At 65.2% G+C, this 25,009-nt stretch carries 18 protein-coding genes and 2 pseudogenes; 17 read left to right on the top strand and 3 right to left on the bottom strand.

Translation table 11 applies throughout. From position 1 onward, the window contains the following. The first annotated feature begins 1 nt into the window (after position 1). Genes ACMI1Q_RS02645 through ACMI1Q_RS02635 form a run of 3 tightly spaced genes read left to right on the top strand, consistent with a single transcriptional unit; the run spans position 2 to position 3,775 of the window. A complete protein-coding gene (locus tag ACMI1Q_RS02645; protein WP_419502716.1) occupies positions 2-1,492 on the top strand; it encodes a hypothetical protein in 1,491 nt (496 codons plus the stop codon). Then, entirely contained in the window at positions 1,489-2,535 is a 1,047-nt protein-coding gene (locus ACMI1Q_RS02640; RefSeq protein ID WP_419502715.1) for a hypothetical protein, read from the top strand. The genes ACMI1Q_RS02645 and ACMI1Q_RS02640 overlap by 4 nt, the downstream gene beginning before the upstream one ends. Before the next feature lie 37 nt (positions 2,536-2,572). Beyond that, positions 2,573-3,775 carry a DUF3048 domain-containing protein gene (locus tag ACMI1Q_RS02635; protein ID WP_419502714.1) on the top strand — a complete coding sequence of 401 codons (1,203 nt, stop codon included), beginning with the start codon at positions 2,573-2,575 and terminating at the stop codon, positions 3,773-3,775. 97 nt (positions 3,776-3,872) lie between these two features. Here the strand turns inward: ACMI1Q_RS02635 and ACMI1Q_RS02630 are convergent. The 3 genes and pseudogenes from ACMI1Q_RS02630 to ACMI1Q_RS02620 all read right to left on the bottom strand — a co-directional run. After that, positions 3,873-4,744: pseudogene (locus tag ACMI1Q_RS02630) on the bottom strand (DUF4261 domain-containing protein). Positions 4,745-4,774: 30 nt separating this feature from the next. Further along, complete coding sequence (locus tag ACMI1Q_RS02625) at positions 4,775-5,560, bottom strand: hypothetical protein (protein ID WP_419502713.1); 786 nt, start codon at positions 5,558-5,560, stop codon at positions 4,775-4,777. 40 nt (positions 5,561-5,600) lie between these two features. Further along, positions 5,601-8,372 (bottom strand): annotated as a pseudogene (locus ACMI1Q_RS02620) (DUF4253 domain-containing protein); the annotation flags it as partial. Between the two features lie 280 nt (positions 8,373-8,652). Between ACMI1Q_RS02620 and ACMI1Q_RS02615 the strand changes: the two are divergent. From ACMI1Q_RS02615 to ACMI1Q_RS02550, 14 genes are all read left to right on the top strand, one after another. Then, complete coding sequence (locus tag ACMI1Q_RS02615; RefSeq protein ID WP_419502712.1) at positions 8,653-10,017, top strand: hypothetical protein; 1,365 nt, start codon at positions 8,653-8,655, stop codon at positions 10,015-10,017. A 19-nt stretch (positions 10,018-10,036) separates the two neighbouring features. Beyond that, positions 10,037-11,314, top strand: a complete 1,278-nt coding sequence (locus ACMI1Q_RS02610; RefSeq protein WP_419502711.1) for a hypothetical protein — start codon at positions 10,037-10,039, stop codon at positions 11,312-11,314. A 147-nt stretch (positions 11,315-11,461) separates the two neighbouring features. Then, positions 11,462-12,691 (top strand): hypothetical protein, encoded by a 1,230-nt coding sequence (locus tag ACMI1Q_RS02605; RefSeq protein WP_419502710.1) that lies wholly within the window; start codon positions 11,462-11,464, stop codon positions 12,689-12,691. An 84-nt stretch (positions 12,692-12,775) separates the two neighbouring features. Beyond that, on the top strand, positions 12,776-14,005 hold the full coding sequence (locus tag ACMI1Q_RS02600) for a hypothetical protein (protein ID WP_419502709.1): 1,230 nt from the start codon (positions 12,776-12,778) through the stop codon (positions 14,003-14,005). 148 nt (positions 14,006-14,153) lie between these two features. After that, on the top strand, positions 14,154-15,377 hold the full coding sequence (locus tag ACMI1Q_RS02595; protein ID WP_419502708.1) for a hypothetical protein: 1,224 nt from the start codon (positions 14,154-14,156) through the stop codon (positions 15,375-15,377). A 29-nt stretch (positions 15,378-15,406) separates the two neighbouring features. Then, on the top strand, positions 15,407-16,627 hold the full coding sequence (locus ACMI1Q_RS02590; RefSeq protein WP_419502707.1) for a hypothetical protein: 1,221 nt from the start codon (positions 15,407-15,409) through the stop codon (positions 16,625-16,627). Positions 16,628-16,648: 21 nt separating this feature from the next. Next, positions 16,649-17,422 carry an ATP-binding cassette domain-containing protein gene (locus ACMI1Q_RS02585; RefSeq protein WP_419502706.1) on the top strand — a complete coding sequence of 258 codons (774 nt, stop codon included), beginning with the start codon at positions 16,649-16,651 and terminating at the stop codon, positions 17,420-17,422. After that, positions 17,419-19,779, top strand: a complete 2,361-nt coding sequence (locus tag ACMI1Q_RS02580) for a hypothetical protein (protein WP_419502705.1) — start codon at positions 17,419-17,421, stop codon at positions 19,777-19,779. Before ACMI1Q_RS02585 ends, ACMI1Q_RS02580 begins: the two co-directional genes overlap by 4 nt. 91 nt (positions 19,780-19,870) lie before the next feature. Then, on the top strand, positions 19,871-21,157 hold the full coding sequence (locus ACMI1Q_RS02575; RefSeq protein ID WP_419502704.1) for a hypothetical protein: 1,287 nt from the start codon (positions 19,871-19,873) through the stop codon (positions 21,155-21,157). A 119-nt stretch (positions 21,158-21,276) separates the two neighbouring features. Then, a complete protein-coding gene (locus ACMI1Q_RS02570) occupies positions 21,277-21,792 on the top strand; it encodes a hypothetical protein (RefSeq protein WP_419502703.1) in 516 nt (171 codons plus the stop codon). A gap of 24 nt (positions 21,793-21,816) precedes the next feature. Further along, positions 21,817-22,650, top strand: coding sequence for a VanW family protein (locus tag ACMI1Q_RS02565; protein WP_419502702.1), 834 nt, complete (start codon positions 21,817-21,819; stop codon positions 22,648-22,650). Positions 22,651-22,665: 15 nt separating this feature from the next. Then, positions 22,666-24,126, top strand: a complete 1,461-nt coding sequence (locus ACMI1Q_RS02560) for an AMP-binding protein (RefSeq protein ID WP_419502701.1) — start codon at positions 22,666-22,668, stop codon at positions 24,124-24,126. After that, on the top strand, positions 24,119-24,379 hold the full coding sequence (locus ACMI1Q_RS02555) for a phosphopantetheine-binding protein (RefSeq protein ID WP_419502700.1): 261 nt from the start codon (positions 24,119-24,121) through the stop codon (positions 24,377-24,379). The genes ACMI1Q_RS02560 and ACMI1Q_RS02555 overlap by 8 nt, the downstream gene beginning before the upstream one ends. 75 nt (positions 24,380-24,454) lie before the next feature. After that, positions 24,455-24,964, top strand: coding sequence for a biotin transporter BioY (locus ACMI1Q_RS02550; RefSeq protein ID WP_419502699.1), 510 nt, complete (start codon positions 24,455-24,457; stop codon positions 24,962-24,964). Positions 24,965-25,009: the final 45 nt, after the last annotated feature.

The following is a 25,009-nucleotide window of genomic DNA, read 5'->3' as shown; positions in this document are numbered from 1 at the left end:
TGTGAACAAAACAAAGGAACTTTTCCCGGCGGCGGCCCGCGGGGCAAAAAAGCTGGCCGCCGCCCTCTCCGGGCAGGCGGCGGGGCGCTGGGCCCTGCGCTTTTTCGCCGCCATGGTGGTGCTCACCCTGGCGGCCCGGGGCACCTCCGGCGCGGCCCTGCCCCGGGTGAGCCTCGCCACGCCTAATCGGGGCACCATCGTCCAGAAAGCCTCCGCCACCGCCGAGATAACGGCGGGGGAGAGCGGGGCGCTGGAACTGCCCGCGGGCGTGACGGTGCGCGCCGTTTACGCCGCCGCGGGCCAGCAGCTGAAAGAGGGGGACGCCATCCTTCTGCTGGACCTGGAGCAGCTGCAGGACGAGCTGGCCTCGGCAAAGGCCACCCGCTCTCAGCAGGAGGCGCAGCTGGCCCGGCTGAGCGCGTCCACCGCGCCGGACGGCAATTCTGTGACTTCGGCCCAGCAGAGCCTGGACCGGGCGAAGGAGGACTACACCCGCACCGATGAGCGCACCGCCGCGGCGGTGGATGAGGCCAAGGCAGCCCTCGTGGCGGCCCAAACGGCCCGGGACGAAGCGGCCAAAACGCTGGAAGAGCTGGAAAGCCGGACCGACCCCGCCCCCACGGAGGAAGAGCTGGCGGCGGCCCGCGGCGCGCTGGAAGAGGCCGAGACCGCCCTTTCCGGGGCAAAACAGGCGGTGGAAAGCGCCGAGACCAGCCGGGAGGACTCGATGCTCTCGGCAAAGCGCAGCGTGGAAAACGCCGAGAGCAGCCTTGCCCAGGCAAACGAGGCCTATTCCCTGGCCCAGGCCAGCGCGTCGCTGACGGCTCAGTCCAACGCCGCCGAGGCCGAAGCCCTGCGGCTGGAAAAGGAAAAGAACGATGAAAAGATCGACCTGCTCACCTCCCTTGTGGAGGCGGGCGGTCTGGTGAGCGCCCCCCGGGACGCTCTGCTCACCGTGTGCACTGTGGAGCAGGGCCAGCCCTGCCCGGAAGGGGAGTGCCTGCAGCTGGCCAAAGAGGACAGCGAGATGCTGGTGCAGTTCACGCTGCCCGCCGAACAGGCGGAGAAGATCACCACCGGGCTGTCGGTCACCGTCACCCAGGGCTCCTCCAGCGCCGAGGCCGCGGTGCGCACGGTGGAGACGGACGAGGAGAAGGAGACGGGCCTCGTCACGGCGGTGCTGGACGAAACGGCGGCGGGCTTCAAGGCGGGCACGGCCCAGGCGGAACTGGTGTTCTCCCGCACCGCCTACGACCTCTGCCTGCCGGTGTCGGCCCTTCGGCAGGACAGCCAGGGCAGCTATGTGCTGGCGGTGGAGGAGACCCAAAACGCCTTCGGCCTCTCCCTCACCGCCCTGCGGGTGCCGGTGACGGTGAAAGAGGTGGACAGCGACGGCCAGTACGCCGCGGTGGAGGGCTCCATCAGCGGCGGGGTCATCGTCTCCTCTGACCGCGCGGTCAGCCCCGGCGCGTCGGTGAGGACGGAAGAATGAGGCGGCTGGTCACGGCCCTCGCGGCGCTGGCTCTGCTGCTGCTCACCGCCGCCGGCATGAAAAGCGCGGACGCCCTGGCCGCCAACTGCCGCAGTGTCAGCCTGCGCTACAGCCAGCCCGTCGCCGCCGAAACGGCCGAGGCCGCCCGGGAAAAACAGCCGGACCTCACCTTCTGGTGTGAGAAGACCGCCACCCTCACCGCCTCCTGGCGGCAGACAGAGGCCGCCGTGCTGTATTACTGGGGGGACGCGTCCCTGGTGTGGGGCGCGGACTGTCTCTCCGGCGGCATGCCGGCCCCGCTGGACGCCGGCGGCTGCGCGGTGTCCACCGCCCTCGCGTGGCAGTTGTTCGGCAGCGAGGACGCGGTGGGGCTGACCCTTTCCCGGGAAAATACGGAGTACACTGTGCGGGGCGTGTTCGAGAGCGAGGAGCCCGTCGCCCTTCTGCCAAAGGCGGACGCTGCCTTCACGGCGGCGGAGCTGCCCGCGGAGGGGGACGCGGGTGAAGACCCGGCGGCCCGGGTGGACGCCTGCCTTGTGAAAAGCGGCCTGCCGGAGCCGGACTGGCGGCTCTACACCGCCCTGCCCGCCGTGCTGGCGCGGGGGCTGGCGTGGCTGCCGCTGGTCTTCGGGGCGGCGGTGCTGGCGGCGGCACTGGTGCGCCGGGCGGCGCGCCTTTCCTTCCCCGCAAGGGACGCGGTGTTCTTCGCCCTGCTGGGCGCGGCGGCGCTGGCGCTGCCTGCCTTCTTTTCGGTCTGGCCTTCCTGGCTCACCCCCAGCCGCTGGAGCGATTTCTCCTGGTGGAGCCAGACCGCCGGCCAGCTTTCGGAGATGGGCGAGGCCTTCCTCACCGCCCCGTGCGCGGGGCGGGACCTGGCCGTTAAAACAGGGCTTTTGGCCCAGGCGGGGCTGGCCCTGCTGCAATGCGCCCTGTGCGAAGTGCTGCGCTGCCGGTTTCGGGCGGCGGAAATGCGGCTGCCCCGAACGGTTGCCCCCGCGCAGGCGGTCTGTTATAATGAAACAGACGAAGAGGCGGCGTGCTGACCGTCTTCAATAAAACCGAATACAAGGGGGCAACGCAATGAAGCGTTTGTTGTGCATCCTGATGGCGCTGGCCATGTCGGCCAGCCTGTTCACCGCCTGCGGCGGCGATGAGACCACCACTTCCGGCGGCGAAAAAGAGCCCGCTGTGCAGGCCACGCCGGAACCCACGCCGGAACCTTACGAGGCCAACGTTCTCACCGGCTACGAAAAGGACGCGGACTATCCCGAAGGCCAGCGCATCACCGCGGTGATGGTGAACAACATCACCCAGTGCCGGCCCCAGCGGGGCCTGTCCGCGGCGGACATGCTCTTTGAGATCAAGGTGGAGGGCGGCATCACCCGCTTCATGGCCCTCTTCACCGACTACAACGCCATCCCCGACATCGGGCCCATCCGCTCCGCCCGCGACCAGTTCTTCCGGCTGGTGCTGCCCTGGCAGCCGCTCTATGTCCACGTCGGCCAGAGCGTGGTGCAAACGGAGTACATCACCAACTACAACTACGACGAGTGGAACCTGGAAGGCAAGTACGACAGCAACCTCATCTACCGTGACCGCGACCGTGTGAACTGGGCGGGCAACAGCGTGGCCACCGAGCACACCGCCTACACCAACGGCCAGCTCATCGCGGATTATGTGGAGCGCCACGATGTGGACGACCGCCGCATGTACAACTCCACCTTCTTCGACTTTGTAGACTACCGCGAGCCGGCGAAGGAGCTCACCGGCGAGCATCTGGAGGGCGGCGCCAGCCCCGACGCGGGCCGTGTGACCATCCGCCACTCCCAGGCCTACCGCACCCAGTTCGACTATGATTCCAGCCTCGGCCAGTACGCCATGGCCCAGTATTACTCCACCAAGGGCAGTTATATGGACACGGTGGACGAGAACAACGGCCAGCAGCTGATGTTCGACAATCTGGTCATCCTCTTCACCGACCTTCATGCCTATCCCGGCCACACCACCGACCTGCAGTACGCCGAGTACAGCTGGGGCGGCGTGGGCTACTACTGCTACGGCGGCAAAATCGAGCGCATCCGCTGGCAGAAGGGCACCCCGCTGGACACCTTGCGCCTTGTGGACTTCGAGACCGAAGAGCCTTTTGAGATCAACTGCGGCAAGACCTATGTGACCGTGGTGGACGAGGACGAGATCCCCGGCTTCAGCTGGGAGTCTCTGGCGACCGCCCAGGACGTGCAGGAGGCCCCCACCAGCGAGACCTTTGTGGAGACCGAAGATTAAAACAGCCTTCGCGCTTGCATCAAAAACGGCGGCAGACCCGAAAGGGCCTGCCGCCGTTTGTTTTGTCATTGCTTGGGTCAGAAAAGGGGAAAAGAACTCACCGCCCGCCGGCGGCGAATTGGCCCATGTGCACATCCAGCACCGGGCGGGGCGGCTGGATAAGCGATTCTTCCAGCTGGCATTTCCACTGCACGTTCCGGCTGATGGCGCCGTTCTCCACGCCGTCCACGTCTCGCCGCTCTGGATGGGGCAGTCGTTCTCCAGAATGTAGGAGGCAACGTTGTAGGCGTGGTTCACCACCCAGTTGGGGTCCATATCGTGAAAATGATACTGCAGGTCCGGCAGATACAGGGTGCTCATGCCCACGGTGTCCACCACCATGTCGCCGGTGCCCTCCACGTTGAAAAAGCGGGCGTTCACGCCAAAGCGGATGAAGCGGTCCAGCCCCTCGATGGGGCAGTCGCGCACCTCCTGCGCCAAAAGCAGCTTGCCGCAGTTCTGAAAGTAGAACGCCTCACAGGCGGGATAAAGCTCCGCCAGCGCCGCCAGAAAATCCATGTCCAGGTTGGCCCGGGCGTGAGCGTTCAGCGCCGCCGCCAGCATGTCCACGGCCACCACCTGCCAGCGACACTCCGCCAGCACCCGCTCCCGGTCGGGGCAGTCCCACATCTGGCTCTTCACAAAGGCGTCGATGCCCTTGCCGGTGAACTCGTTGCAGGCCATCACCATCAGCTGCACCGGGGCTTTGCTTTCTTTGAACACCGCCATGTATTCCAGGGCCTCAAAGCCCGTCATCTTGTCGTCGCGGGAATAGCAATTCACGGCCCCAACGTGCTTTTCCAGCACGGCGGTCATCACCGCCTGGTCCGGCATGGCCGGCGGCTCCTTGAACAGCAGCTGCATCAGGAACGGCCCGCCGGGCACCGGTCCCTTGTTGCCTTTCAGGTCCTGCTTGAACGCTTCGCTCATGCGCTTTTTCCCTCCGTTCGGTGTTTTGGGTCAATAGTCCATCAGGATGGGCACCTGCTGCTTTTCCACAAACAGCAGGGCCTGCCAGAAGATGGAGAAGGCGAATTTCGCCAGCGACTGGGTGTCATATTCGGTGTGCTCCTGCATGCCGGCCGCGTCGATTTTTCCGTCCGGGCCGTACACGCCGTCCGTGGGATAGCCCTCGGTCTCGCTCCAGCCAAGGATGGTGTCCTCATCGGCCTGCCAGGCCAGCGCGTTCAGCTGCTCCAGTTCCTTGCGCAGCCCGCCCGCCGTGCCGATGGCCGCCGTGTCGCCAACGGGCAGCGGCGCCTGGAACATGAAAGCGTCCGGCAGCGGCAGCCACCAGGTCGCGCCCCGGAACAGCGACCAGAAACGCTCCTGGTCGTTGGAGAGCCGTGCGATGAGGGGGTGCTCCATGAAGTCCCAGCCTTTTTTCACCGTGGGGGGCACCGGCTCGCCGTAGGTGAGGCAGGCCGCCACCAGCAGCATCGCGCCCAGCGCGTCCCAGTCGGGCTTGTCGGTGAAGTAGGGCGTTTCGTTGTCCTCCGGCCAGGGGGCATAGGGCGGCTCCTTCTTTTGGCTGATGGCCTCCAGAATGTAGTCACGCCAGCGCTCCACCGCGCTCTGGGTGTCGCAGACTTCCTCGGGGGTCAGCTCCTGTTCTGGCAGTTCCTCGCCCTCCGGGGTGATTTTGTGAAAAGCGTAGCCGTTGGCCTCCGCCCACTTCTGCACGGCGGTCTTCCAGTTGTGGCAGTAGTACCGGGTCAGCGTCCCGGCGTAGATGTCCAGTCCCATGGTCGTTCCTCCTTTTTGTTTCTCATGTCATCGGTGCCGCTCAATCCCACCAGAAATACCACACGGTGGACCGGCGCAGTTCGTCCGCCAGCGTGCCCACGGTCCACCCGCCGCCCTGGTCCACATCGGGGCAGAAAGCGCAGTGCTGTGCCGCCAGCTCCATGGCCTTTTCCGCGGGCGCGGGGGCGGCAAGCTCGAACTCCAGCGTGTCGTGGGTCAGCACCGCCGGCACCGCGCCGTATTCTTCGAACCAATGCTTTGCCGCCGCCATCAGCTGCGGCGTGTCGGGGCAGTCGTTCCAGCCGCCGAAGGGCAGGTACGCAAAGACCTCCCAGGGATTTTTCACCGGCATCTTTGCCAAAATGAGGGGCGAGGTCTTGCGGCTGAACGGGTCCCAATAGCCGCGGAAAAGGTCGTTCGCTTCGGCCTCTTCGCCATCGTCCGGCGCGCCGCTGTCCCGGTCCGGCCCGTCCTCCGCGTCCTCTTGCCTGCGCTGAGCGAGCATCTCTTCCAGCACCGCCCGGCCGTCCGCAAGGGGGGCGGCAAGGGCGTCCCGGCGGTATTGAGCCGCTTTTTCCGGGTCAAAGTCCAAATCGTCCCGGCTGCCGTGCCCCGGCCAGGTGTTCATCACAAGGCACTCCCACAGGATGTCGTCCACCTTCACCAGCATGGGCACAAAGCCCTCGCGGGCGCCTTCCTTTCTGGCCTGATGGTAGGCGTCCACGATGGGGTCGTCGTTCTCCATGGGGGCAAAGAAGGCGCACTCGCAGCCCAGATAGTCCATCATGGCCCGGGCGAGGGCTGAGGGCGGCTCGTCATTGCTGTCCGGCCTGCCGTGCCGTCCGGCCGCCTCCCGGCACTGCCGCATCACTGCGGGAGCCTCCTCGTCTCCGGGGTCCAGCTGGGCCCAGCGCTCGGCAAAGGGGATGGCCTCTTCCTCCCGCCCGGGGAGATGCCGGAACGCGCAGGCCATGTATTTGTTCCACTCGGCCTTGTCCCAGCCCTCTTTCCAGACCGCATCCAGCAGGCAGACAGCCACCGTCAGCGCGGTTTTGCGCTCGCCGGGCAAGACGTCTTTGCCCGGCTCGCCCAGAACGGCGTAGTTTTCCAGCGCCCGCGCCATTGCGCAGGCCCAGCGGCAGTCCCGCAGCTCTTCGGGCACCACGTCCAGTGCCCGGATACAACGGCTGTATTCAGTCTCGCGGTCCCAGCGGCCGATCTGCCGGTAGAAGGCCTCGGCGTTCTCCGGGGTGCAGGGGACCTCCTCCGCGGCATCGTCTTCCGCCTCCCCGGCCTCAAAGGCGTCCTGTTCCCGCTTGAGCCATACGTTGGCGGCGTCCCGGCGGAACACATGGAAGCCGGCCCAGGGCAGGTCGGTGCCGTCAAAGAATTCCTTCGCGGTGCGCAGGGCGGCGTCCAGGTCCCAGGCGATGAAGTCCACATAGCCGCAGTAAAGGCCGGTGGCGCCGCCGGTGAGGGTGAGCGCCTCCGGGCCGTCATCGTCGGTCAGCGCCTCTTCCAGCCGGTCGCGGAACCCGAAGATCTGCCGGCTGCGGTCCTTGCCGGTGAACCCTTCCAGCGGATAGCACAAAAAGCCCGCCGCCACGCCGTCGGCGTGCAGGTCGTCCATATAGCTGTCGTCCCCGTTCAGATAACCGTTCAGCACCGGCACGCAGCAGGTGGTGCCCGCCATCACGTCCATCCTCCAGCCTGCGTCCGGGTCCTTGTCGGCGGTCGCCGTATAGCCGGTGTAGTTTTCAAGGCAGAGTTCAGGGTCAGTGGAAAGGCCTGCCCCCAGCTCTTTCAGCCGGTCCGGCAGCTGGGAGAGAAGGATGGGTTCCTCCGCTTTGGGCGCTTTCAGCGCCTCGAACCTGTCGATGAGGCGGATGTGAGCCATCTCGCCCAGCGTCTGGTCGGTGAGGGTGGTGAGCATCCACCACGCCCGGCCCTCGTCCTCGTTTAGCAGAGGCAGCAGCTTTTCGCAGAAGACCGACAGGCCGAAGCTGCGCTCGTCCAGCTGTTCCGGCCAGACCTGCACGTCCTCCCCGGTGATCTCCCAGCCGTCGCCGGTGCGCAGGCCGATGCCCTGCACAGGCTGGCGGCCCACCAGGATGTTCCAGTGCTCCAGCACCGCCCCGGGCGCGTGCTTCTTAAAATAGACCAGCTCAAACAGCCGAACGACGTTGCCCTCGGGGGTGAGGATGAGCTCGTGCTTTTGGCCGTTGTAGCCCATCTCAAAGGAGATCTCTTCAAAAGCGATGTGAAGGATGCTTTCGCACTTCTCCACCAGTTCGTCGCCGCGGGTGTGGTCCTTGTCCTCGTCCATGATGCGGCGCAGGTCCGCCTCCTGCCGGGCAAAAGCCTTCCAGGCCGCGGCCGTGCGCTTTCGGAAGCTGCGCGGGAAATGGGGCAGGGAGACCTGCCGCAGGCATTCGTCGATGAACTCCTGGGTGGCCTCGTCGCCGGGGCGGGCCTTCAGCGCTTCGCGGAAACAGGGGAGGGCGCGGCCCTCCTGGTCCAGATAGAACCAGGCGTAACCCAGGCGGAAATTCCAGCAGTGGTCCCCCTCAAAGTACTCCTCATGGCGAAGCAGCAGTTCAACGGCCCGCCGCAGCATGGCGGCGCCTTCCGGCTGGTCCGGGTCCGCCAGATTGTTGTAGGCCCGGGCCAGTTCGCTGTCCATCTCCGGGGTGCGCTCTTCGTCGGGGATGGCTTCCAGCGCGTCCACGATGGCCTGGTATTTGCCGGCCTCGTTCCATCTGCTGCACTGTTCCAAAAGCTCCATGCTCTGTTCCTTCCTGCCGCGCGGCGGCACAGCCTCATTCAACCTCCCGCAGCCCCGTGTTCCCTCGCGGCGGCCGCGGCTTTTCTTCATTATAACGCGTTCACAGTCCCATAAATCGCCCTGCTGCGCGTCATGCGCGCGGCGTGGGCCGCTGGTTTCATAATTATATCATAAAACACAGTTTTTTTGCACGACGGGCGCGTATTTAACGCGGCGTTCACAAAGAAGAAGCGGCAAAGTGAAACAAATCCCACCGCCCGGAACGTAGTATAAACAGAAACGATGCGTCGAAAAGAGAGTGATGAAAATGAAAAAGAGAGGGTGGGCCGCGGCGGCCTGCGCGCTTTCGCTGCTTTTGACCTGCTGCGCCGCGCCGGCGCCCTCCGGGGCGGAGAGCGCGCCGGAGGCACAAGCGACGCCTGAGCCCCAGCGGCAGGCGTTCGACCTCCCCTTTGAGATGGTGTCCTCCCCGGACCTGACCAGCTACGGCAGCGGCACGGCGGAGGGCTTTTACTCGGTTTTTTCGAATGAGGACGGCTCCCGCAGCCTTCTTTATGTGGACTATGCCTCCGCCTCCCAGGTGTATCTCTGCGCCCAGCCCAACTGCGAGCACAACAGCGAAAGCTGCCCGGCATGGATCGCCCCCTTCAGCGGCACGGTGACTGTGGCGGCCGGCGAAAAGGAGCTGTTTCTGCTCTGCAACGGCTATGGCGGCGGGGTGCGCATCGAGCGCGCGGACCTGAACGGCGAAAACCGGCGGGAGCTGCTCTCACTGCCCGGCGGGATGATGGCGGAGAACGCTGTGGCTTCGAACGGCGGGTTTTTGGTGATCTCGGTGCAGGAGAACGTGCAGAACGATGATTCCGTTTTGCAGGAGCATCGCCTTTTGGCCGTGGATGTGAACAGCGGCGAGACCCGCTCCATCTTTTCCCTGCGGGAGCATCTGCCCGGGGAAGAACCGGAGGCCTGCTCAATGAAGTTCCTGGGCGTCACCCACGAGGGCTTTCTGGTGCAGGCCTCGGTCCAGGAAAAATACGACACCACCGGCACCGAAGAAGAAGTGTTTCAGAAGATGGACGACGCGTTCCGTACCGTCATCTGGCAGGTTCCCTTTGACGGCGCACCCCCGGCGGAACTGTTCACCTGGGGCGCGGAGGAAGGCAAGGGCATCGCCTGCGAAAACGCCTTTTTCTTTGTGGAGCTCCAGCAGGACGGCAGCTATGCGCTGAAAAAGCTGGACCGGGGCAAAGAGAGTACGCTGTGCCTCGACCTGCGCGCCCTTGCCCCCGAGCGGGACCCCGAGACTTTCCGGCTGGCGGACATGGTGCTGCGGGGCGGCGTGGAGAACAAGCTGCTGCTCAACCTGCTCACAGAGGCATACACGGCGGAAAACGGCAACATCGAGGCGGTCTACGGCGGCTTTGCGGTGGACATGGACACCGGCGAGACCGCACCGCTTTCCCTGACGAATCATTATTCCGCCACCACGGTGCCGGTGCAGGTGCTGGACGCCCACGGCCCGAAGCTGCTGGTCTTTGCGGAGATCTCCGAAACGGTGGACAAGGCGGCGAACGCGCTGGTCCACCGGCGCAGGATGGGCCTCATCGACCCGCAGGACTACCTGAACGGCCGGGTGGAGTATCAGATGATCGACAGCCTGCGGGATTTCTGAGGAAAGGAGGCGGCCTGCCGTGAAGCATAAACGGGTCTTGGCCGGCTCTGTCTGCCTTGCGGTGCTGCTGTGCGCCTGCGCCGGGCGGGAGAAAGCGCCCGCGCCGCCTGCGGGCAGCCCGGCCCCGGCGGCCACCGCCGCCCCGCTGGAACTTGTGCCGCTGCAAGACGCGGAGGGCACGGTCTACGGCGCCGCCGGGCCGGACGGGTATTACAGCGTGGTGAGCACCGCCCGGGCCGACGGTTCCCTCAACATCCGATACACCGACTATGCCTCCATGCAGACGGTGTATCTCTGCGCCCAGCCGAACTGCGCCCACGATTCCGAAAGCTGCACCAGCTATCAGCCCGGCGGCAGCGGGGTCTCCTTGATGATGGCGGGCGGGCAGCTCGTTCTTGTGTCGCCCGGCACGGGCCCCTGGGGCGAACAGCCATCGCCGCCCCGCGTTTGCGTCTGCGGCCCGGACGGTTCCCGGCGGCGGCAGGCGGCCTCTTTTGAGGCGAACCAGCAGCTGGACGGCCCTTATCTCACCGACGGCAAAAATCTTTACGCCGCTCTGCGGACCGTCCAGGCCCAAACGGCCACGGAGGAACTGGTCTGCATCGACCTTGGCTCCGGGGCGGTGTCCACCGTCCTCCCGCTGGATACCGCGCGGTCAGAGCGCGTGCGCAGTGCGGCGGGGGAGCACGTTCTGCTCATGTCTCTGGACGAGTATGACCAGAACAGCCTGGAAACCGGGCGCTCCTGTGCCTATGAGCGGGTGAACGTGAACACGCTGGAGCGGGAGACCGTGCTTGAATATTCCTCCGGCGAGGGCCGCGCGGTGGCGTTCGGCGACGCGCTCGTCTTTTATGACGCGGAGCAGAACAGTATCCTGAGCATCGACTGGCGCACCGGCCGGCGGCAGCTTCTGGCCCGGGAGGTGCTGCCTGCGGGCGCGGATATGCTGACGCTGAACCTCTGCTTTTATGACGAGGGCCGGGTCCTCTATTCCTTCGAGACGCCCGGCAGCGAAACGTACCCCGGCGGGCGGGTGTTCTTCGCCGCCGGCCTGGAGGAGACGCAAAAAACGGAATTCAGCCTTACCTATCCGGACATGGAGCGCCCGCTGCCCGTTAACCCCATTGCGAAGACGGGCGGCAGCTACTTCGTGATCGCGGGCGAGACCCTGCAGCCCCGGGAGGACCGGCGGGAGGACGGCACCCTCTTCACCGCGAACATCCCCGAGCCGGTGTATGGCAGGATACGCTGTGAGGATTTCTGGGCAGGGAGCGGCCCCATCGAAACAGCGCGGTGAACGGTCCCCGGCAAAATTTGCAGTTTGGATACAACTTGCAGATGACCCCGCGCCCCCGGCGGCGGTATCCTTGCGGCAAAGCCCGCTGATGCGGGCGGATTTCTGCGGGGCCCGTTTCCCGGGCCCGACGCGAAGGGAGCTGCTGCCATGAGAACGAACACCCCAGCAAAACGCCTTTTTGCCGCCGCCTTTGCCGCCTGCCTGCTGCTTGCGGGCTGCGCCGCATCGGGCTCCGAAGCCGAAGCCCCGGCCGCGGAAGGGGACGCCATCCGCTATTTGAGTTCCAACCTGCCTTACGGCTCGGGGAATGGAGCGGGGTATTACTACTTTGCCAAAGACGAAAACGGAAACAGCCTGCTGCGGGTCGTGGACTATGCCACGTTGCAGGACGTGCCCCTGTGCAGCCAGCCCAACTGCGCCCACGGCGGCGAGACCTGCCCCGCGTGGTTTGCCTGGGGCGGCACTGAACCGAGCGTCCTTGCCTCCGATGACGCGCTTTACATCCTGTTCCCCGGCGCCCCGTGGGACGGCTGGGCCTTCGAGACCTACGGCGAAAAAGCCCTGCCCCGCATCCTGAAGTGCAACACGGACGGCTCGGACCGGCAGGAGCTGGCCCGCTTCGGCGCGTCGGAGGCCTTCGCCTCCATGCCCGCCGCCGACGGGCAAAACCTTTACATCATCCTCACTGATTACAGTTCCGCCAGCGGACCGGTGGAAAAGATCGTGACCATCGGCCTTGCCTCCGGCGCGGTGAGCGCCGATGAGTCAGTGCAGCGGGCGGAACTGCGCATCGTGGGAGCATGGGGCCGAGAACTCATTTTGCAATCCGGTTTGGGCCGCAATTACTACGCCGCCTACAATGTGGACACAAAAGAACTCCGCGATCTGGCTTCCACCGACAGCACGGCCGTCGTGTTCGAGGGCTCGCTGTGCTTCTTGGACGAGGCCACCGGGGCCATCCGCACTGTCTCGGTGGAGGACGGCGGCGTGACCGAACTGGCCAGCGACCTGACGGAGCAAGCCTCGCCCCAATGGGCCATGCTGGCCGGCGTGACCGAACAGGGCTATGTGGTGCAGGCATCTGGAGAGGACGGATACCACAACTGGCTCGTCGACTTTGAGGGCAGGGCCGTCCGCCAGGAGCTGCAGGCGGAGAGCACCGAAGAAAGAGACCATATGCGGATGCTGGAGATCTTCGCCCGGCAGGGAGAGGCCTATCTTGTTTCGCCCAGCCGCTCCTTCCACACCGTGCTCACGCCCGGCCCGAACGGCGTCACCTACGGCGAGGACGTGGTGAACTACGCCTTTGCCCTCATCAGCGCGAAGGATTTCTGGTCGGGCACACCAAACTACCGCGCCGTGACCCGGGTGGGCTGAGCCCCGCCGCCCGGGAACAGTGCTTTCGGCAGGCAGCGAAAGCACTGCGGCGCATGGAGGGGCCGGACCTGGGAGGGATGCAGCATGAAAAAATTGCTTTCCATCTGTTTGTGCGCAGCGCTTCTGGCCGCCTGTGCCGCGGCCCCCGCATCGGGCACGTCCGCCCCGCCATCGCAAAGCCCTCAGCCGCCCGCCGCCCAAGAAGAGGCGGCGGGCGGCAGCCTGCGCTTTTCCAAAGGGGTGAGCATCCACGGCGATGAAAAGGGAACCTATTTTCCGCTGCTCACCGCGTGGGACAAGGCCGCCGTCTGCTATGCCGACTATGACACCCGTCAGGTGGTGGCCCTGTGCGCCGACCCCAACTGTGCCCACGACAGCGAGGCGTGCACCGCCTTTGTGGAGTGCCCGTCCAACAAGCCGGAAGTGGTGCCGGTGGGCGGGCAGCTGCTCTTTTTGTACCGCGGCAGCCCCGGCGTGGCCGACCATTACGGCAAGGCCGCCCTGCCCCGGCTGGAACTGCGCGGCCCCACCGGCCAGTTCATCCGCCAGCTGGCGGTGTTTGACGAGGGCTCCAGCTTTGCGGAAGAATACGCCGTGGATGACGAGGCGGTGTATCTGCTGCTGGAACAGGTGTCCGGCGAGCCCCTTTTTGTCACCAGGACCCTGGTGCGGGTGAGCCTTGCCGACGGCAGCCGCAGCGAGATCGCCTCCTTCACGCTGGAAAACTGGGTGAACTACTTTTTGGTGGGCGTCAGCGGCGGGCGGTTCGTCATGAAACGCATCACGGCGGACACCAGTGCGCCGGACCCCGTCAAGACCCAGCGGCACGAACTGTTCCTGGTGGACAGGCAGGGCCGCGTGGAGCCGCCCTTCAAAAGCTGGACGCAGGGCGCGGGCATGCAGTCCGGTGTGGACGGCCGGCTTTTCTATCTGGAACAGGGCACGCTGACCTGCCTTGGCCCGGAGCTGGAAAAGGCGCTCGTCGTCCAAAACGACGCCTTCCAGCCCGATATGGTGAGTTTTCTGGCCTGCCCGGAACCCTGGCTGCTGCTGAACTCCCTGGCGCACCGCAGCGCGGCCTACGACGCGCCCATCCATTACGCCGTGGACCTGGAAACAGGGGAGGTGCGGGAGCTGGCGGCCGTCACCGCTCTCGGGCAGGACAGCCAGTTCGTGTTCCTGGGTGCAAGCAGCGAAGCGCTGTTCGGCAGCTATTTCGACGAGCAGGGCACGCAGCAGTTCGCCTCCATCTCCCGGCAGGACCTGTGGGAGGGCAGCGCAAACTGGCAGGTGTTCACCCAGTCCGTGGGCTGAGCGCCCCGGCGGAATTTACAGTTTCGATACGCAAAGCATACACCCCCATGGTAGAGACCCCTCTCGGCTCCGTGCTATACTGAACCCGCAAAAGGGGAAAAGGAACGCTTTCCTGCGCCCGCGCCCCGAAAAAGGAGGTCTTTGCACCATGAAAAAACACATTCTGCCCCTGGGCCTTGCGGCCTGCCTGCTGCTGGCCGCCTGCGGCCAAACGGCGCCTTCCGCGCCGTCCGTGCCTGCCGCCTCAAGCGCCCAAAGCGCCTCGGCCGGTGTTGAGACACAGGCCGGGGAGCTGGAGTACCTCTCCGCCTCGCCGGACAACATCGGCTACGGCGCCGAGGGAGACCAGGGCTTTTATTACATCCAGGACAGCATCGACCGCGCCAACCTGCACTTCATCGACGCGGCAAGCGGCCAGGACATCGTGCTCTGCTCAAACCCCAGCTGCACCCACGATTCGGACGCCTGCCCGGCGTGTTTTACCGGCAGTCCTTATCTGGCCTTCACCGGCGGCAAGCTGTTTTTGCTGTTTGATGTCAGCGGTTCCGGCGAAGAGCCCGGCCACGTGGACGTGGTGGAGCCGGACGGTTCCGGCCGGCGCACGGTCTACACCTTCGCGCTGAACCAGTCCCTTGGCGGCAGCGTTGCCGGCGACGGCAAAAATCTCTACTTCCTGCTTGCCACCTATGAGGGCGATTCCCCCGCCATGTCGCTGGTCCGGCTGGATCTTGCCGAGGGCAGCCTGACCGAGCTGTGCAAGGTGGACAACAGCACCTTTTTGATGGGTGTGGCCTGCGGCAAGCTGATGCTCAAGACCATCGGCGGCGAGAGCGGCACCGGCGGCTCCCCGGACGATTTCTACACCCAGCGCCACACCCTGAAAGCGGTGGACCCCGCCACCGGCGAGGTGACCCCCGTGCTGGAGTGGACGCAGGATGAATACTGGGAGCTGGTGGCCGACGATTCCCTCTATCTGCTCAGCGCCCCGGAGGGCAAACTCCATCTGACGGTGCGGGACCTGGCCACGGGCAGCGACACCGACTATGACCTGCCGCTGGAAACAAAAGAGGACGGTTATGCCATGTCCCTCTCTGCGCGCAACGGGGTCTTCATGTTCAGCCTCTTCAACCCCGGCGAGAGCAGCGGCAGCGGCATTCAGCGCTGGGCCTGCACCCTGGAAACGGGCGAGACGCAGGAGCTGAAACTCTACGACCCGGTGCGCGGCTATCCCTTCCAGGTGATGGGCGAGGCGGGCGACAAGCTGGTGGTGCAGGTGCCCCGATACAGCGGAGACGATATTTACAGCTTCCAGCAATACGATTATGTGGTGTGCAGCTGGCAGGACTATCTGAACTCTCAGCTGCCCGAATAAGCGGCTTTTCAAAAACAAGGAGGTGCGCTGTGAAACACCGTGCATTTGCCGCCGCTCTTGCGGCCTGCCTGCTTCTGGCGGGCTGCGGCGGAGAGCATTCTTCCGCCCCGGCGGGCTCTGACGGGCCTGCCGCCCTGGAAACGGTGGACGACCGGCTGACCTATGTCTCCCGCAGCCCGATCAGCATCGGCTTCGGGGCCGAAGGGGACGCAGGCTTCTATTACACCGACATGTCCGAAGACTATTCCCATGGCAACATCCATTTTATCGACAAGGAAAGCCATCAGGACGTGATTTTGTGTTCCAACCCCGGCTGCGCCCACGACACCGACGCCTGCCCCGCATATCTGGGCAACAGGCGGCCTGAGCTTGCCTGGACGGGCGGCAAGGTGGTGCTGTTCTATCAGGGAATGGATACCGACGAGACCAAGGTGCTCCCTCACATCGACGTGATGAACCCCGACGGCTCGGACCGGCACAAGGTCTGCGACCTTGAAGCAAACCAGGAGTACAACGGCGGCGTTGCCGCCAGCGGCGACAGCCTCTATTTCCTTCTCAGCACCTATGAGGCCAACGGTTACAGCACGGAACTTGTGCGTCTGAATCTGACCAGCGGAAGCCTTGTCACCGTCTGCAAGGTGGAAAAAACCACATTCCTGATGGGTGTGGCCTGCGGTCAGCTGATCGTCAAACACTTCGGAATGCCGGAAGGGGAAAGCCAGCTTTCCGACATCAGCGAACAGCGCCACATCCTCACGGCCATCGACCCCACCACCGGCGCGAAAAGCACCGTGGCGGAATGGAAACAGGACGAAGGCTGGGAAGTGATCGCCGACGACAAGCTGTTTTTGTTCAGCATGCCAAACGATGTGCTCCACCTGACGGTGCGGGACCTCGCCACCGGCGAGGAGAACGAATACGACCTGGGCATCGAAGTGGAAGAACCGAAGAATATCGTGAATCAGACATACCATAACGGCACCCTGCTGTTTGACCTGCTCTCCGGTTATACGGAAGAGGATGAACTCATCAGCAAGTATCTGGCCTTCACCCCCGAGACCCAGGACCTGCGGGAGATAAAACTCTGCGACCCGGTGCGGGGCTACCCCATCCTCATCGAAGGAGAACTGGGGGACGGGGTCATTCTTCAGGTGCCCCAGTACAGCGGCACGGACATTTCCAGCTTTGAACGCGATCGGCTCGTGTATTGCAGTTGGGAGGATTATCTGAATTCCCGGCTGCCCGAATAAACAAAACACAGGAGGCCCGCCATGGAAACGAACGCCCCGGCTTTGCAGGTGAAGGAACTGAAAAAGAGCTATGCGCTGCCGGGGCGGTTCGGCCGCCCGGCGGGCAAAAAGCAGGCGCTGGCCGGGGTGAGCTTCACCCTCGGGCCCGGGCTTTACGGCCTGCTGGGCCCCAACGGGGCGGGCAAATCCACCCTCATCAACATCATCACCGGCGGCCTCGCGCAGGATGGCGGTTCGGTGCTCTGGTGCGGCAAAAGCGCCCGTGCGCTGGACGTCAGCTTCCGCCGCGCGCTGGGCTTCATGCCCCAGCAGCAGGGCCTTTACGACAGCTACACCGGCCGCCGCTTTCTGGCCTATCTCTGCGCTTTGAAAGAAATACCGGCCAAAGAGACGGCCGCCCAGGTGGAGCGGGTGGCGGAATGGGTGAACCTTTCAAACGAGCTGGATAAGCGCCTCGCCGCCTACTCCGGCGGCATGAAGCAGCGGCTCCTTTTGGCCAGCGCCCTGCTGGGCGAGCCGAAGCTGCTCATCCTGGACGAGCCCACCGCCGGCCTTGACCCCAAGGAGCGGGTGCGCCTGCGCCAGCTTTTGGCCAAACTTGCCCAGGACCGCATCATCCTGGTGGCCACCCATGTGGTCAGCGATGTGGAAACGGTGGCAAAGGAAATTCTTCTGCTGAAAGACGGCCGGCTGGTGGCCCAGGCCCCGGTGGCTTCGCTGGTGGAGCAATACGCCCCCGGCGGCAGCCTGGAGGACGTGTATCTCCATGTCTTTGGGGAGGAGGGCGGCGCATGAGGCTCCTTCTTGCGGAACTGCGCAAGGTCTGGGGCCGGCGGGTCACGGCCCTCTGCCTTGCGGTGCTGGCGGGTGCGAACCTGTTTTTGCTCTACACCGGCACCAAACCCGGCGCGAACGCCGTCCCCGCCTCGGCCTGGCGGGCCGTGGGGCGGGACCTGCGGGGCCTTTCCACCGCCCAGCAGCAGGCCCTCATCAACGAAAAGCTGGACACCGCCAAGGGCGTCTATCAGGTGGGGCAGCTGCTCTATGACTATGCCCTGAACGCCCAGTACGGCTATATGTCCGACCCGCACACCCAGTTCCCCGAACTCTTTGAACAATACGAGCAGATTTACCAGGACAAGAGTTACACCCTCTACACCGAGAACCTGAGCCAGGAGGTGAACTTTCTCACCTCCGTCAAGGCGGAGCTGGACACAGTGGCCGGCTACCCGCAGTTTCTGGAGGATGTACAGGCCAAGGCAAAGCAGCTTTCCGGCATCTCTATCTTTCAGAACTCCCAGAGCGGCTACGACCTGGAAAACATCGGCAAGACCGCCGCGGTCTACGCCGGCATGGGCGATGTTCAGATAAACTACGCGCCCCAAAAGGGCCTTTACACCGCCCTGGACTATCCCTTCACCGACCTCATCCTGCTGGCGGCCATGCTGCTGCTGGCAAGTCTTTTGGTGCGCGCCGAACGGGACAGTGGCATGCTGGCCTTCGTGCGCACCACCCCCGGCGGACGGTTGAAAACGGCGACGGCAAAGCTGGCGGCATTGGCGCTCAGCCTGCTGGCGGTACTGGTGCTGCTCTACGGGGTGAACCTGGCCTATTGCCAGCTCACCTTCGGCCTGGGTCCCCTTGACCGCAACATCCAAAGTGTGCCCGCCCTCATGCGCTGCACCATGCGCATCACCGTGGGGCAGTATCTGGGGCTGTTTTTGCTGGCCAAGTGGGCGGGGGCCTTTGTGATGGGCCTTTGGGTCATGCTGGCCGCGCTGGTCTGCCGCCGGGCGGCTACGGGCTGGTGCGCCGGGCTGGCGCTGCCCGCGGCCCAGTGGCTCATCCGCCAAGCTATACCCGCCACCAGCCGTCTGAACGTGGTGAAATACGCGAACCTGGCAAGCCTGTTGCGCACCAATGAACTTTTGGGCAATTACCGGAACCTTTATTGGTTCGACCATCCCGTCCCACTGCCGCTGGTGGAGTGGACCGCTGCGGCGCTGTGGTGCGCCGCGCTGCTGGCCGCTTTCTGCCTTGTGTTCTGCCGGGCGGCGCTGCTGCCCGCCCCCGCCTTCGCGGGCCTGCGGCTGGGCAGACCCCGCACCCGCCCCACCACCGTCTGGCGGCAGGAGGCGCGCAAGCTGGCCCTCGGCTGCGGCGCGCTGGCGGTGCTGGCCGTCTTTGCCGGGTATCAGGCATGGCAGACCGCCGAGGCCCAGAGTTTCATCGACGCGGATGAGATCTATTATCAGTACTACATGACCCACATCTCCGGCCCCTACGATCAGGAGGCCTACCAATGGCTGCAGGCGCAGAACGAAGAGTTCGAACCCATCCGGCGGCTGGAGCGGGCGCTGCAGGCAGGGGAGATAACGTCGGAAGAGTACCAGATGCAGATGGGCGCCTACTACGGCCTCAACCAGAAAAAACAGGTGTTCGACCGCATCGTTTACGGCAATCTGCCCTATCTCAAAGAGAACCCCGGCGCCCAGCTGGTGTATGAGAGCGGCTGGGAAGAACTGTTCTGCTTCACAGGCGACGACGACCTGCGGGACGCCCTCGTGGCCGGCCTTCTGGCCAGCGTCTGCTTTGCGGGTCTGTTCGCCTTCGAGCACCGTGGCGGCATGAAGCGGGTGGTGATGGCCACCCCTCTGGGCCGCCGCAAAACGGTGGACGCAAAGCTGCTGGCCTCCGGCTGTGCGGCGGCGCTGCTGTGGGCGCTGGTGGGCCTGCCGCGGCTCATCGTGGTCCTGCGGGACTACGGCCTGCCTGCCCCCTTCGCCCCGGCCATGAGCCTTTCCGATTATCTCCATCTGCCCGGCTGGCTGCCTCTTGCCGGGGTGCTGGCGCTGGCCGGGCTTGCCCGCCTTGCGGCGGTGCTGTGCATGGCGGCGGTCACCCTCTGGCTCTCGGAAGTTTTGGGCAGCGCCCTCAGCGCCATGTTCCTCTCGGCCCTTGTCTTCTGCCTGCCGCCCATGCTGGCTTTGAGCGGCCTGTGGCCTCTGCGCTGGGTGGGGGCGTACCCGCTGTTCCATCTGGCAGAACTGCTGCGCCGCCCCGGCGACGGCGCGGCGGGCCTCATCCTTCTCGGCCTGGCCGCGGCGGTCTGCTGGCTGTGTGTGGACCGGCTGCGGGCCCGGTGGGAATGAAAAACCACGAAACGCGCGCTTGCGGCGGCTGTCTGCGCGCGGCCCCGAAAAGACCTGAAAACCTTGTTTTGAAAAAGGAATACAGCTTACAATGAAAAAAAGAATGACGCCCGCGCTGGCGGGCCTTGCCCTTTCGCTCCTCCTCCTCTTTTCCGCCTGCGGCGGGCAGGATGCGCCCGCGCAGAGCGGCCTGCAGCCCGAGCCCCAAAGCCAGCCTCAGGCCTCTGCACCGGCGGCGTCGCCCATCCGCTTCCTCGGCAAGCGGGACGATGCGGCGGCAGGCGCCCAGGGCGTGTACTACCTGGGCAGCAGTTCGCCCAACGTGGTGCATTACTACGAAGAGGCCAGCGGCCAGTCGGTGCCGCTGTGCGCCCGGCCCGAGTGCCCCCACACCGACGACAGCTGCACCGCCTGGGCCCCGGGCATGCTCTATCTGCTGCTGGACGAGCAGAACCCGGCGCAGCCCCTTTATCTCTATTCCTCCACCGAGGACCCGTCGGGCAAGCAGTACCCCGTCGTGCGGCTCTACCGCATGAGCCCCAGCGGCGCGGACCGCACCCTCTGCATGGAGTACCAAAACGGTTTGGTGGACTTGCAGATGGCGGCCAGCGATGAATTCGTCTACTTCCTCAGTTCCGAGGTGGACCCCGCCACCCAAAGCAGCGTGAAGTGCCTGTATCAGGCGCGCCTTTCGGACGGAACGCTGGAAAAGCTGAAACAGTACGACCAGCCCACCATCCTGCTGGGGGCCTACGACCAAAAATTGGTGCTGGAGCACAACAACGACTCCTACCTCAGCGCGGTGGCGGATGTTTTTGAGGTGGACGTGACCACCGGCCAGGAGACTCAGCTGTTCCACTATGAGGCCAGCGGCGAGATGGCGGATGAATACAACCCCGCGCCCCACGCCGTCGCCTTCTCCCACCAGCAGTATCTCTATATCCTGGAGCCCGCGGGCGGGCGCACCGCACAGCTGAGCCGCCGCGACCTGCGCACCGGCGAGGAACAGACGGTGGCAGAAAGCGTGCCCTATTACGGCAGCCAAGTGGCGGAGGACGGCTGTTTTCTGGACGGCAAACTCCTGCTCACCTGCTCCGAAAACACGGGCGACGGAATGAAAGGCAGCACCTTCGCCATCGACCTGGAAAGCGGCAGCTGCCAGGAGGTCACCTTGTGCAACGGCTACGGCGTGCCCTACGAGGTGGCCGGCGAGACGGAGCAGCACTTCATCATTCCCCTGGGCGAGAGCCTGCGCACCGCCAAGGTGACAGGCCCCACCGGGGTGGAGGAGACCAGCTCCTACTACGCCACCGACTTCTACCTTTTGAAAAAGGCGGATTACTACGCCAGCGCCGACAATCGCACGCCCCTGCAGTGAAGCCGTTGCAACCGTGCGCCGCCCGTGATAAGATGAAGAAAAGAAAACGCAGAATCGTTTCGCCCAAAGGCGCCGCGTGTGCGGCGTCTTTGTGTGCTTTTTTGAAAGGAGGCACGCTCATGATCACGCAGAGACCCACCGAAGAGATGATCGCCCAATGGAAGGCGGTCTGGCGGGAGAACAAGGACCGGCTTTCCCCCAACCGAAAGACCGGCGCGCAGGTGCTGGAATACCTGCAAAAACACTATCCGCTCACCGAACTGTCCGACCCCGAAGCGTTAAAGGCCATCGCCTGCGACGTGACCATGAACGAGTATTGGGCCGAAAAGCTGCCCGCAGGCGCGGCCCCCGAGCCCCGGGCCTTTTATCTTGAAAACGAAGGGGCGGGCAGGCGGTTCTATCTGCCCGAAAACCGGGACGACCCCGAACTCTGGGGCGGCAGTGTGGAGCGTATCTTTGTGGGGGTAGACCTTGCCAGCGGCTTTTACATGGTGGAGGGCAGCACCCTGCTTTGGGATGAACTGCGCGCTTTTCAGGGCCTGGACGAAAAGGACCTGCAGAACTTCGTCATGGTGGTACAGTACCTCGAAGCGCAAGAGAGAATGAACAGGACGGGGGGCAGCCCTCTGACCTGAAAGCAAAAATGAGGAGGCGGGAGGATGCGGCCCCGGAAACTTCTCTGCCAAATGAGCCCGGCGGGCTATTGGCTCTCCCTTCGCAAGGAGTACCTGCTTCGGGACGCAAAGACCCTGTTCAGCGGCCAGCGGTACGCCCGGCGGCGGGACCCCGAGCCCCTGCCCTGCATCGTGAAAGGGCACACCTCGCCCTTGCTGCGGCGGCTGCACGGGGTGGATATGGAACTGCAAAAGGGCAAGGTGCAAAACCTTGCCCTGGCGGCAGCGCGGCTGAACGGCGTCATCATCCGGCCGGGGGAGACCTTCTCCTTCTGGGGCCTCATCGGCCATCCCACCCGCAAACAGGGCTACACCGACGGCCTTGTCATCGCGGGCACCCGGATGAAGCCGGGCCTTGCGGGCGGGCTCTGCCAGCTGGCGAACATGACCCACTGGCTGGTGCTCAACAGCCCCCTCACGGTCACCGAGCTGCACCATCACTCCGACGCGCTGTTCCCCGACGACCGGCGGACCGTGCCCTTCGGCACCGGCACCTCGGTGTTTTACAAAAACGTGGACTATCAGTTCAAAAACACCACTGACCGGCCGGTGCAGCTGCTCTTCTGGCTCACCGACACCGACCTGTGCGGCGAGTTGCGCACCACCGAGCCATTCCCGCACCGCTACCGCATCCTGGAGCGGGACAGCCACTTTCGCAAGGAGGCGGACGGGTGGTACCGGGTGAGCCGGGTCTACCGGCGGGTCATCGACCGCCAAACCGGGCAGCTTCTGGCCGAAGAGTTGGTGCTGGACAACCACTCCCGCGTGATGTACGACCCGGCCCTCATCCCGCCGGACCAGATCCGGCAGGACCTTTGAGGGGAGGGGAAAAACATGCTTTTGGACGCCATTGCCCGGCACGCTTCGCAAACGCCCGAACGCCCTGCCTATCAAAACCGCACCCAGACCCTCACCTACGGCCAGCTTTGGCGCGCCGCCCGCGCCCTGGCCGTCCGCCTGCGGGCGGGAACGGGGCCTGTTCTCGTCTGCGGCGAAAAAGAGGCGGGCATGCCCGTCTGCTTCCTCGGCTGCCTGATGGCGGGCAGGCCCTGGCTGCCCGTGGACCCGCAGCAGCCGGCGGAGCGTCTTTTGAAGATACGCCGCCTGTCCGGGGCCGCCGACGTTCTCTGCTGCGGCAGCCACCCGGCGGCAGCGGCGCTGGGGGCGGTGCAGGCCGAACCGCTGTTCGGTGCGGAGAAACTGCTGGACCCCGCGCAGTTCGCTGTAAATCCCGCCCGGGACGCCTACTGGATGTTCACCTCCGGCAGCACCGGCGCGCCCAAGGGGGTGCGCATCCCTCTCTCGGCGCTGGAAAACTTTGTGGAGTGGATGCTCGGTCTCCCGGCGGTGGCGGCGTGCGGGGCAGGGGTGAACGTCAATCAGGCGCGCTTTTCCTTCGACCTCTCGGTGGCGGATCTCTGGCCCACCTTCGCCGCGGGCGGCACGGTCCGGGCGCTGGAAGGGGCGGAACAGGGGGACCTGCCTGCCCTGTACGAAGCACTGGGGCGCAGCGGCGCGCGGCGGCTGGTCTGCACGCCCTCCTTCGCACGGCTGTGCCTGTGCGACGCGGCCTTCTGCAAAGACCTTCTGCCGCACCTTGAGACCGTTTTTTTCTGCGGCGAGACCCTTGCGCCCCGCACCGTCAGGACCCTGGAAAAGCGCTTTGAGGGCCTGCGCATCCTCAACGCCTACGGCCCCACCGAGGCGGCCTGCGCCGTCACGGCGGTGGAGGTGCAGGGCAGGGAAGGGACGCTGCCGGTAGGCCGGGTGGCCGATGCGGCCAGCCGCCTTTTGATTTTGGACGAACAGGGCAGGCCGCGGCCCGAGGGCCTGCCCGGCGAGATCGCCATTGCCGGGCCCAGCGTGGGCAGCGGCTACATCGGCGGCGAAGCGGGCGGCTTCGGCACGCTCGCCGGGCAAAAAGTTTACCGCACCGGGGACGAAGGCGTCATCCGGGACGGCCTTTTGTGGCACCTTGGCCGGCGGGACCGCCAGATCAAATACAAGGGCTACCGCATCGAGCCGGGGGAGGTGGAGGCCGCCATCCTCGCCTGGGACGAGGTGCGGGCGGCGGCGGTGCTGCCCCTTCGGTCGGGCGGCGAAGTGCGGGGCCTTGCCGCGGCGGTGGAGTGGGAAAAGAACCCCCCGGACCCCGCGGAATGTTCGGCCCGCCTGCGCCACACCCTGCCGGAGTATATGCTGCCCCGGCGCTGGCGCGCGGTGGAGCGCATGCCGGTGAACGAGCGGGGCAAATGCGATTTTGCCGCGCTGGAAAGGATGTTGGAAGATGAATGAAACGCAGTTTGAAAACCAGGTGCGCCGCCTGCTGGCCGAGGCCTGCGGCAGTGCCGCCGCGCTGCGGGAGGGCGTTGACCTGCTGGAGAGCGGCCTGCTGGACAGTCTGGCCTTCATCACCCTGCTGGACGGCCTGGAGGACATGGGCGTGGAGATTCAGCCCACCCAGGTGGAGCGGGAGTCCTTTCGCACGGCGGCCGGCATTGTGGAATTGTGCAAAACCTTTGCGCGAGAGGCGGGCGTTGTGGTATAATGAGCCGCGGGCGGCCGGGCTGCTCAAGAGAAGAAAAGAGGAGTGAGAGCCGTGAACGCCGCTTCGGGAACAAAAGTGAAAAACCTTGCCCTTGCGGGCCTGTGCACCGCCTTCATGGCGGTGGTGGCCCCCTTGAGCATCCCCATCGGGCCCATCAGCCTGACGCTGAGCGTGCTGGGGGTGTTTTTCGCCGGGGCGATGCTCACCCCCGGCTGGGCGGCGGCCTCCATCCTTGCCTATATCTGCATCGGCGCGGTGGGCCTGCCGGTGTTCGCCAACATGGCCGCCGGCGTGCAGGTGCTCACCGGCATGACCGCCGGTTTTCTCTGGGCCTACCCGCTGATGGCGGCGCTGCTGGCCGCCGTCTGCCGCCGCACACAGCGCATGGCCCTGCGCCTTGCGGGGGTGCTGACAGGCCAGCTGGTCTGCTACGCCCTGGGTACCCTCTGGTTCATGTTCGTCAGCGGCATGGGCCTCTGGGCCAGCCTGACGGTGTGCGTGCTGCCTTTCATCCTCCCGGACTTTTTGAAGGGCCTAGGCGCGCTGGCGCTGGCCGGCGCTATCCGCCGCAGGCTGAAACTGTGAAACAGGCATAAAGAGGGCCGCCCCCGCGGGGGCGGCCCTCTTTTG

Source organism: Candidatus Allofournierella excrementavium, assembly GCF_048526665.1.
Taxonomy (GTDB): Bacteria; Bacillota; Clostridia; order Oscillospirales; family Ruminococcaceae; genus Allofournierella_A; species Allofournierella_A excrementavium.
This window is presented reverse-complemented; position numbering and strand designations above follow the sequence as displayed.

Coding starts and splice junctions, on each gene's coding strand:
- ACMI1Q_RS02640 (WP_419502715.1), top strand. CDS start 1,489: ATGAGGCGGCTGGTCACGGCCCTCGCGGCGCTGGCTCTGCTGCTGCTC.
- ACMI1Q_RS02635 (WP_419502714.1), top strand. CDS start 2,573: ATGAAGCGTTTGTTGTGCATCCTGATGGCGCTGGCCATGTCGGCCAGC.
- ACMI1Q_RS02625 (WP_419502713.1), bottom strand. CDS start 5,560: ATGGGACTGGACATCTACGCCGGGACGCTGACCCGGTACTACTGCCAC.
- ACMI1Q_RS02615 (WP_419502712.1), top strand. CDS start 8,653: ATGAAAAAGAGAGGGTGGGCCGCGGCGGCCTGCGCGCTTTCGCTGCTT.
- ACMI1Q_RS02605 (WP_419502710.1), top strand. CDS start 11,462: ATGAGAACGAACACCCCAGCAAAACGCCTTTTTGCCGCCGCCTTTGCC.
- ACMI1Q_RS02600 (WP_419502709.1), top strand. CDS start 12,776: ATGAAAAAATTGCTTTCCATCTGTTTGTGCGCAGCGCTTCTGGCCGCC.
- ACMI1Q_RS02595 (WP_419502708.1), top strand. CDS start 14,154: ATGAAAAAACACATTCTGCCCCTGGGCCTTGCGGCCTGCCTGCTGCTG.
- ACMI1Q_RS02585 (WP_419502706.1), top strand. CDS start 16,649: ATGGAAACGAACGCCCCGGCTTTGCAGGTGAAGGAACTGAAAAAGAGC.
- ACMI1Q_RS02580 (WP_419502705.1), top strand. CDS start 17,419: ATGAGGCTCCTTCTTGCGGAACTGCGCAAGGTCTGGGGCCGGCGGGTC.
- ACMI1Q_RS02575 (WP_419502704.1), top strand. CDS start 19,871: ATGAAAAAAAGAATGACGCCCGCGCTGGCGGGCCTTGCCCTTTCGCTC.
- ACMI1Q_RS02570 (WP_419502703.1), top strand. CDS start 21,277: ATGATCACGCAGAGACCCACCGAAGAGATGATCGCCCAATGGAAGGCG.
- ACMI1Q_RS02565 (WP_419502702.1), top strand. CDS start 21,817: ATGCGGCCCCGGAAACTTCTCTGCCAAATGAGCCCGGCGGGCTATTGG.
- ACMI1Q_RS02560 (WP_419502701.1), top strand. CDS start 22,666: ATGCTTTTGGACGCCATTGCCCGGCACGCTTCGCAAACGCCCGAACGC.
- ACMI1Q_RS02555 (WP_419502700.1), top strand. CDS start 24,119: ATGAATGAAACGCAGTTTGAAAACCAGGTGCGCCGCCTGCTGGCCGAG.